Source organism: Luteibacter sp., from assembly GCF_051958795.1.
In the GTDB taxonomy this organism is placed as follows: Bacteria; Pseudomonadota; Gammaproteobacteria; order Xanthomonadales; family Rhodanobacteraceae; genus Luteibacter.
The window spans coordinates 1-7640 of record NZ_JBQCFT010000321.1 but is presented as its reverse complement, the minus strand read 5'-3'; the positions used below and the strand labels follow the sequence as shown (position 1 = coordinate 7640).

7 protein-coding genes are annotated in these 7640 nt (G+C 63.4%); 2 read left to right on the top strand and 5 right to left on the bottom strand.

The window, feature by feature from the left end:
• Nucleotides 1-148 precede the first annotated feature (148 nt).
• Nucleotides 149-1366, bottom strand: a complete 1218-nt coding sequence (locus tag ACTHLF_RS16650) for an MFS transporter (protein WP_440328691.1) — start codon at nucleotides 1364-1366, stop codon at nucleotides 149-151.
• A 136-nt stretch (nucleotides 1367-1502) separates the two neighbouring features.
• Between ACTHLF_RS16650 and ACTHLF_RS16645 the strand changes: the two genes are divergently transcribed.
• Nucleotides 1503-2132 carry a TetR/AcrR family transcriptional regulator gene (locus tag ACTHLF_RS16645; protein WP_440328689.1) on the top strand — a complete coding sequence of 210 codons (630 nt, stop codon included), beginning with the start codon at nucleotides 1503-1505 and terminating at the stop codon, nucleotides 2130-2132.
• Between the two features lie 5 nt (nucleotides 2133-2137).
• Here the strand turns inward: ACTHLF_RS16645 and ACTHLF_RS16640 are convergent, their stop codons facing one another.
• Both ACTHLF_RS16640 and ACTHLF_RS16635 read right to left on the bottom strand, forming a co-directional pair.
• Nucleotides 2138-2974, bottom strand: a complete 837-nt coding sequence (locus tag ACTHLF_RS16640) for a substrate-binding domain-containing protein (protein WP_440328687.1) — start codon at nucleotides 2972-2974, stop codon at nucleotides 2138-2140.
• Complete coding sequence (locus tag ACTHLF_RS16635; RefSeq protein WP_440328686.1) at nucleotides 2971-5085, bottom strand: TonB-dependent receptor; 2115 nt, start codon at nucleotides 5083-5085, stop codon at nucleotides 2971-2973. Before ACTHLF_RS16635 ends, ACTHLF_RS16640 begins: the two co-directional genes overlap by 4 nt.
• 216 nt (nucleotides 5086-5301) lie before the next feature.
• Between ACTHLF_RS16635 and ACTHLF_RS16630 the strand changes: the two genes are divergently transcribed.
• Nucleotides 5302-6171 carry a glyoxalase gene (locus ACTHLF_RS16630; protein WP_440328684.1) on the top strand — a complete coding sequence of 290 codons (870 nt, stop codon included), beginning with the start codon at nucleotides 5302-5304 and terminating at the stop codon, nucleotides 6169-6171.
• 8 nt (nucleotides 6172-6179) lie between these two features.
• Here the strand turns inward: ACTHLF_RS16630 and ACTHLF_RS16625 are convergent, their stop codons facing one another.
• The gene (locus tag ACTHLF_RS16625; protein WP_440328683.1) at nucleotides 6180-6863 is read right to left on the bottom strand and encodes a type 1 glutamine amidotransferase domain-containing protein; all 684 of its coding nucleotides are present in this window, start codon (nucleotides 6861-6863) and stop codon (nucleotides 6180-6182) included.
• Between the two features lie 139 nt (nucleotides 6864-7002).
• Nucleotides 7003-7287 (bottom strand): hypothetical protein, encoded by a 285-nt coding sequence (locus ACTHLF_RS16620; RefSeq protein WP_440328682.1) that lies wholly within the window; start codon nucleotides 7285-7287, stop codon nucleotides 7003-7005.
• Nucleotides 7288-7640 lie beyond the last annotated feature (353 nt).

Below are 7640 nucleotides of genomic sequence, written 5' to 3'. Positions count from 1 at the left end.
CGAGGTGTTGTCCAGACCCAATCCATTCCCGGCGATCGCAGCAACCATCGACTTATCCCCTGGCTTTCAAAACGACGGCCCGGCCCATTGCCGGGGGTCCTGAAGCACTAATCCGGGGATTGAGGAAAATGTTTAGGGGGGACCGCCCTTACTCAAACACCACATCCCCATCCACCCTACCCTCATCAATCCGCCCAAACCGCACGATGAGGATCCCAGTGGCAATCGTTGCGATCGCAGCGCAACTCAAGGTCGCCGATAGCCCGACCGAATCCACTGCGCGGCCGCCGACGAACGCACCGAACGCAAAGCCCATCTGGAGGATGGAAACAAACATGGAACTGGCGCTTTCGAGCTCTTTGGCCGCGGCGCGGGCCATGAAACCCGGCGTCGCAATAGGCAGCGCACCAAAGGCACATCCCCATGCCAGCACGGCGATGGATGCCACGGTTTGAGACTGTCCGCCCAGCGTGAGCGCAAGCACCGAAAGGCCCAGTGCCGCGGCAGCCCCGGCGTAGGTGAGGCGCGGTCCGCGCTGGGATAATGCCCCGCCGACGAAGTTGCCAACGAAGCCCGCGACACCATACCCAAGCAACAGCGAAGAGAGCACCGCAGGCTGCATCTTCGTCACGTGCTCAAGGAATGCCCCCATGTACGTATACGCGGCGAACTGACCCGCGAAGGCGAGGAAGCACGCCAGCAAGCCCAGACGTGCACTGGGAATACGGAAGATGGCGGCGAGGTGCCGCATGGTGACCACTTCCGATGGCGGTAGCCGCGGCAGAAGCGTGACCTGCGCGACGAGCACAAGCAGGCCAAACGCGGCAACGCTTTCGAACGCGGTACGCCATCCAAAGGCACTCCCGATCAACGCGCCCGCCGGCACGCCGACCACGGAACCCAGGGAAATACCGGCGAAGATGATCGAACTCGCCCGCCCCACCGATGCCGACGGAGCAATCTTCCCCGCGACGATGCTGCTGATCGCCCAGAAGGCACCGACATCGATGCCCAGCAAGACGCGACCAAACAAGACGACGCCGAGGTTGGGCGCATAACCGACGACCAGATTCGAGATCACCAGCAGCGCACTGAGCAGGCAGAGGATGATGCGCCGATCCATGCGACGCGCACCGAGCATTACGGCCGGGGCCGCGATGGCCGCCGCGAAGGCAGGCACGGTCATCATCAGGCCGGTGGCTCCATCGGATGAGCCGAAGTCAGCCGACATCCTCGTAATGAGCCCCACCGGGATAAATTCGCTGGTAACCAGGGCGAACGTTCCAAGGGCAACCGCCCCTACCGCCATCCACTCGCGCGTGGTGGCGTGCGGCCCGGTGGCGGGCCGTCCAGCTTCAGAAGACATGGTATTTCCAGCAAGAGGCCCCAGCTGGGGTAGCTGCGGACCTGTTATGTAGTAATAGCTACATAATCTATGCCCGGCTCAGGCGCCGGTCAAGAAAAATCTGTATTATTCGCTACACAACCTATTGGAGGCGGTTATGGCTGGCGGCAGACCGCGCGGCTTCGACATCACCCAGGCGCTCAACCAGGCTATCGACGTGTTCATGGCCAAGGGTTACGACGGCGCCACCCTGGCGGACCTGACCAGCGCGATGGGTATCAATCCGCCGAGCTTCTACGCGGCGTTCGGCAGCAAGGAGGGCCTATTCCGCCAGGTCGTGGCCAGCTATGGCGAAGAACGCGATATCTTGCTGGAAAGCGCCCTGTCCGCTCCTACCGCCACGGAAGCCGTGGAGCGCTTCCTGCGCGAAAGCGTAGCCGACCAGACCCGCTCCGACCGTGCCCATGGCTGCCTGTATATTCAGGGCGCCCTTGTGTGCGGCACCCAGGGCGAGCAGGTGCGTGAACCACTCACCAAGGCCAGGCTCGCGGGATACAAGCCGCTCGCGGCACGCTTCAAGGTGGCCCAGTCCACCGGCGAAATCGCGCCCGAGGTCGATCCGGATTCGCTTGCGCGCTATGTCTGCGCGCTGGTGCACGGCCTGGCCGTACAGGCGGCCAGCGGCGCCACGCGTAAGCAACTGTGCTGCGTGATCGAGATGACGATGAACACATGGGCGGCCACGATCGCTGGCACCCCGGGCAAGAAAGCGCGCAGCAGCAGCTAGTCGCGTTACGGCGGCAGCGGCTTCGCCGTGGCTACGGGACGGAATCCGTATCGCGGCAGATCTGCCTGCGCAGCGGGGCTCATGGCATACAACGCAAAGCGATACGCGGAAGCCAGTCGCACCGGATCGTTATCCCGCAGCACCACGCTCATTCCGTAGTCGACCGGAATGGCGAGGTCGGACGGCACCTCGACCTTGGTCAGTGCCGGATTAGGCGTCGCGTTATGCGAGCTGCAGTAGCCGAAGAAGACGTCCACCTGGTGGTGCTCCAGGAAGTAAGTCACGGCATCGCCGCCTCCCGGCACCTTGGTCGGCACGGCACCGCCCACAAGCTTCTGCGCGCGCGACTCGAGTGCCGCCTTCGCGCCAGGACGAACTGTCTCGGCCTTCGCGAAGAAGGCCCACGCGTAGTCGCCACCGGGGTCCGCGCCGGGCGTGGACGTACCGATGCGAACACCGGGCGCCATCAGGCGATCGAGCAGATTGGCGCTCGTGTAGCCCGCACCGGGAAGCGTGGTGACGCAAAGGGAGTTGCGGGTGAACACGACGGGAGGGGTAGCTTTCCCCTCCCCTGCTAGCTTTGTCGGATGCGCCATGTTGGCGGAGACATAGACATCCACAGGCTCACCCTTCTCAATGCGCTCCCGTAACACGCCGGCCGGGCCGTTGACGATGCGTACCGGCTCGCCCGTCGCCTGCGTGTATGACTTCGCAATATCGGCGAGAACGCCAGTGAGGCTGCCTGCGGCGTAAACCGTCAGCGTCCGAGGCGCCTCGGCGGCGCCGGTGACGAGCGGCGCAAATAGCATAGCGGCGGCAACCGCGGCGACCATCGTTTTCATAGGAGATCCACCTGTAAGGAAGCGCGGACGGTTCGCGGTGCGCCCAGGGTACCGGTCGCGCTGCCGGCCGCGTTGTAGCCGTTCTGGCTGGCCGGGGTGACATTAGCCCAGTAATGGCGATTGGTCGCATTATCCACGGCGAGGCGGAACGTGACCGGCCAACCCTGGAATCGCGTCTGGTAACGGCCGCCAATGTCGGTGACCGTATAGCCCTTGACGAAATACGTGTTCGGGAAATCACCGGCGCGTTTCGTTGCGTGGTTCACGTTGAGCGTAAAGGTCAGCCCCTGCACCCACGGCAGCCGGTATTCCAGCAAGGTGTTGTAGACGACGCGCGAAAGCCCGAGCACCTGTTTCCCTTCCGTGGTGGTCGAACCGGTGTGGTACAGGCGCGGGTCAAGCAGCTGGGCACCGGCAAATACCGTGAGGTCGCGGGTAATGTCGCCGTTCGCGGTGAGCTCGATGCCGCGATTCACCTGCTCGCCGCGGTTCGCATAGACATTGTCCGCGCCGATATAGGCATAGGGCCGCTTGATCCGGTACAAGGCCACGCCAAGGTCAATCGTGGTGACGCGTGCCTTGTAGCCCGCCTCCCACTGCTTGCTGCGGTAGGGCGAAAGGCTTTCATTGACGTTGGCCGTGCCTGCCGGCGCGATATCGCCTTGCTGCAGGCTGTCGGCATACGTCACGTACGCCATCTGCGTCGGCGTCGGCTTGAACATCACGCTTGCCGTGGGGCTCATGCCATGCGCGTCATACGACGACGTGGTGGCGCCCTGCTTGCTGTAGTTCCGCACATGCAGCCAGCTCTGGCTGCCGGCAACCAGGGCGGACCACTGGTCGTCAAAGTGGATCGTGTCGCCAAGCGTGACGGACTGCTGCTTCGTATTCATCGAACGATAGCGGTGCGCGAAATACGGGAAATTCGTCGGTTTCGCGAACGCCGTGAGCTGGGCGAGGCTCGCCCGTCCCACGGTTACCGCACCCGTATTGAGCGGCGTGTAACGGCTCCAGTAGAAACCGTTGTTGGCGATCAACAGGTCGTGGGTCCACGGACCCGTTTCGACCTTGCCGTTCAGGGCGACCATGTTGCTGACGATCATGTCGTAGCTGTACGTGGTGGTCGCCGCAGTGGTCGTGTAAGCGCCTGCCTGGGTGGTGAGCGTGTTCGTCGGCACGGTCGAGCGGCGATCGTTTGATTCCTTCAGGACCCCTGCCCTCAGCGTCCAGTTCTCGCTCAGTGCGCTGCGCAGGCGCGAGCTCAGGATACGTGTGATGTTGTCGTCACCGCCCCAGGTCTGTCCATAGCCGTCGCGCTTCGCATCCGGTGCCGACGGCAGCGTCACACCCCTGCCTAGCGCGAACGTGCCGGGGAATCCCGTCGAGGTGTAGTGGTAATAACTGGCATCGTTCTCGAGCACCGTATGCTCAGCCAGCTTCACGTCGAAGCCCAGCGTACCCATGCGGCGGGCCAGGCGGCTGCCTTTCACGTAGCCCGGACCGTTCTGGTCCAGCAGGTTGATGCGGTAGCCGTAGCGGTCGTCCGCACCGAAATGCCCGCCCAGGTCGGTATGAACCAGGCCGGAGGCACGCGAGTTATAGCGCACGTCGAACTCACGGAGTGGCGCATCCGTGGGGCGCTTGAAGACGTAGCTGAACGTTCCGGCCGGGCTGGCCGGCCCGTACAGCGCGCCCGCCAGGCCATTGAGCACCTCAATCTGCTCGAACTGCTCGATCGGGTAATCGGTGGTGGCGGCGATATTCAGGCCATCAATTCGGGTGTTCTGGACGACACCGGCCTGCATGCCGCGGGTCTGGGGGCGGATGTTTTCGCCCTGCACCGTCGGCAGGAACCGAAAGGCCTCGCGCACGCTTTGCAGCTGCTGGTTGCGCGACAGGTCGTTGTTCACCGACTGCACGGAGTAAGGCGTATTCAGCGGCGCAAGGTCACCCAGGGGCCCCATGCCCACCGACTCGGTGCGATACGAGGCCTGCCCCGCTTCGACCGTATACCCCTCCAGATCGGTCTTCCGTGGCGCCTCCTGCGCACTGACGGCGCCGGCCGTTCCCGCCAGCAGCAGGGGCCATGCGATAGCTTGATACGACTTCATGAACTTACTCCGGCTTAGACGACCCAGGCCCAGCATCCCCGGGCCGGGAGGCTCCCCGCTTGCATGGTCCGGGAGGACGTACGTGCAAGTCTTGCGGAATATAGTTCGGTATATAGCGATTCGTGAACCCTGCCGTCGGGATCCTGCAAGTCATCGACTGATGCACCGGATAAGTTGATACCGGTAAACCATCACACCCCGAACAAGGATCACGTCTTGCGTAAATTCATCTTTGCCCTGGTTGGCTTCGCCCTGGCCGCGCCCGTGGCTTACGCCGCCGAAGACTTCTCGGTGGGGCCCCAGTACGACACGACGCACGTCTATGTGGCGCCTGCGGATGTCGATGCGTTTGTCCGCAGCTTCGCCGCCACATTCGGCGGCCAGTCGACGAAGCAGGCCATCGCCACGGTCACGCCCACCGCCTCGAGCACGTCGACCCAGCTGGTCCGGACCCCGTCCGGCGCCATATCCGTCTTCGGGTTCAGGACGCCAGTCCCCTACCCCTTCGGCGCGGAACGCACCGGCTACCTGGTCACCAACGTGGACGAGGCAGTCGCCGCCGCCAACGCAAGCGGCGCAGCCACGCTCGTTGCTCCGTTCGACGATCCCATTGGTCGCGATGCCGTCGTCACCTGGCCGGGTGGCGTGAATATGCAGTTCTATTCGCACACGACAAAGCCCGATTACCCCACGCTCGATCACATCCCCGAGAACCGTATCTACCTGCCCTCGCAAAGCGCTGACGCCTTCATCAAGGCCTTCGTAGCCTTCGCACATGGCAAGGTCGAGTCTGATGTGAAAGCTCCCGGCACCGACGTGGGCCAGAAGGAAGGTGACTATCGCAGGGTGCGCATTTCATCGCGGTTCGGAAAGGCCACCGTCATCGTGACGAAGGGCCACCTCAACTGGCCCTACGGCACCGAGCTGACCGGCTACGAGGTAAGCGACCTGGTGGCCACACTCCAGCGCGCGCGTGACTCGGGCGCGAAAGTCGTGGTCGACGCGCATACCGAGGGCGAGCGCAAAGCGGCCATGGTGCAGTTCCCCGGCGGCCACGTGGTCGAGATCCATAGCCTGGCGCACTAACCGAGCGGTTAGCGAGAACGAAGCATCGCCAGAAGCACGGTGGCACCCGGACCTGATGACGCCGGGTTCTGCCCCGTCACGAGCAGGCCATCGACCAGCACGTAGATCTTCCAGTCCTCCGTCTTCGAGAAGATGCCGCCGTTCTGCTTCAGCGAATCCTCGACCAGGAATGGCACTACGTGGGTGAGCCGCACGGCTTCTTCCTCGGTATTGGTGAAGCCCGTGACCTTCTTGCCCTTTACCAACCAATTGCCGTCCGGCCCTTTGACATGCCGCAATACGCCGGGCGCATGGCAGACGAACGCGATGTACTTGCCCGCGGCATAGAACGACTCAATAAGCTTGATCGAGTCCGCGTCCTCCGCCAGATCCCACATCGGGCCGTGGCCACCGGGATAGAACACCGCATCAAAGCCATCGTGCGACACCTCGGACAGCTTCACCGTCTTCGAAAGCCGGTCCTGGGCTTCCTTGTCCTTTTTGTAACGTGCGGTGAGTTCAGTCTGGAATTCCGGATCGTCGCTCTTGGGATCGAACGGCGGCAGGCCACCCTTGGGCGATGACAGCACCATCTCGACGCCGGCCTCCTGGAACACGTAATAAGGCGCCGCGAATTCCTCGAGCCAGAAGCCGGTCTTCTTGCCCGTGTTACCGAGTTGGTCGTGGGACGTGATCACCATCAGGATCTTCATGACTGCACCTCGTGGGTTAGCGGGAGGTGGCATGGATCGCGTCGCCACGGTGTCCGCAAATCAATGCGGCAAGCGTGGCGCCAGGTCGGTGTCATTTCTTGCCCTAACCCCGCAGGGATTGGGATTTCTTACCCAGCCACTAACTGCACTGCCGGGCAGAATTAATGAGACTGCGGCCCGAAGCGGCTTGAGGCGACTCCATCCGGATCAGGACAAGGGAACTCAGGCGGCCATCGTTGCGAACTTCGATCTGGGCAAGGATGCCCGGCGTAGATGCATCCACCACGTGCATCTCCCGGTCATCGCCCTTTGCCGCGGCGCTACTCTGCGGGTAAGTCTTCTGAATGACCGGCAGCAGGCATGCGACGAATGCATCCGGGCTGCGCGTCGTGCTGAAGCTTGTAAACGGCGAGGTGCGGGTCACGGGTTCCCCGGCGGAGGCGAGTGCGGGGCAACCCAGGCAAAGCAGTCCGGCAACGATCAATGTGCGCACAGTGACTCTCCCTTGCGAATGAGCGGACGACCGCCACGCGTTCGGCGGCAGACCATTCTGCGCGCAAATGCCTGCGGCCACCAGCCGGGCTGCGGAGCCACGTGACGGGGGGCATAGGCCCTTAGGCCAATCGCGCCTCGTCCCGCCGGGCGCCAGAATAAGCCGCCTTCCGCCTGAGTGCGATCCATGCGCACCGTATTGATGTGCCACGCTGACGACGCCTTCGACCGCCAGGGCCTGGCGGCCTGGCTGGCGTCGTTCTCCGACCTTGCCGGCCTCGTCCT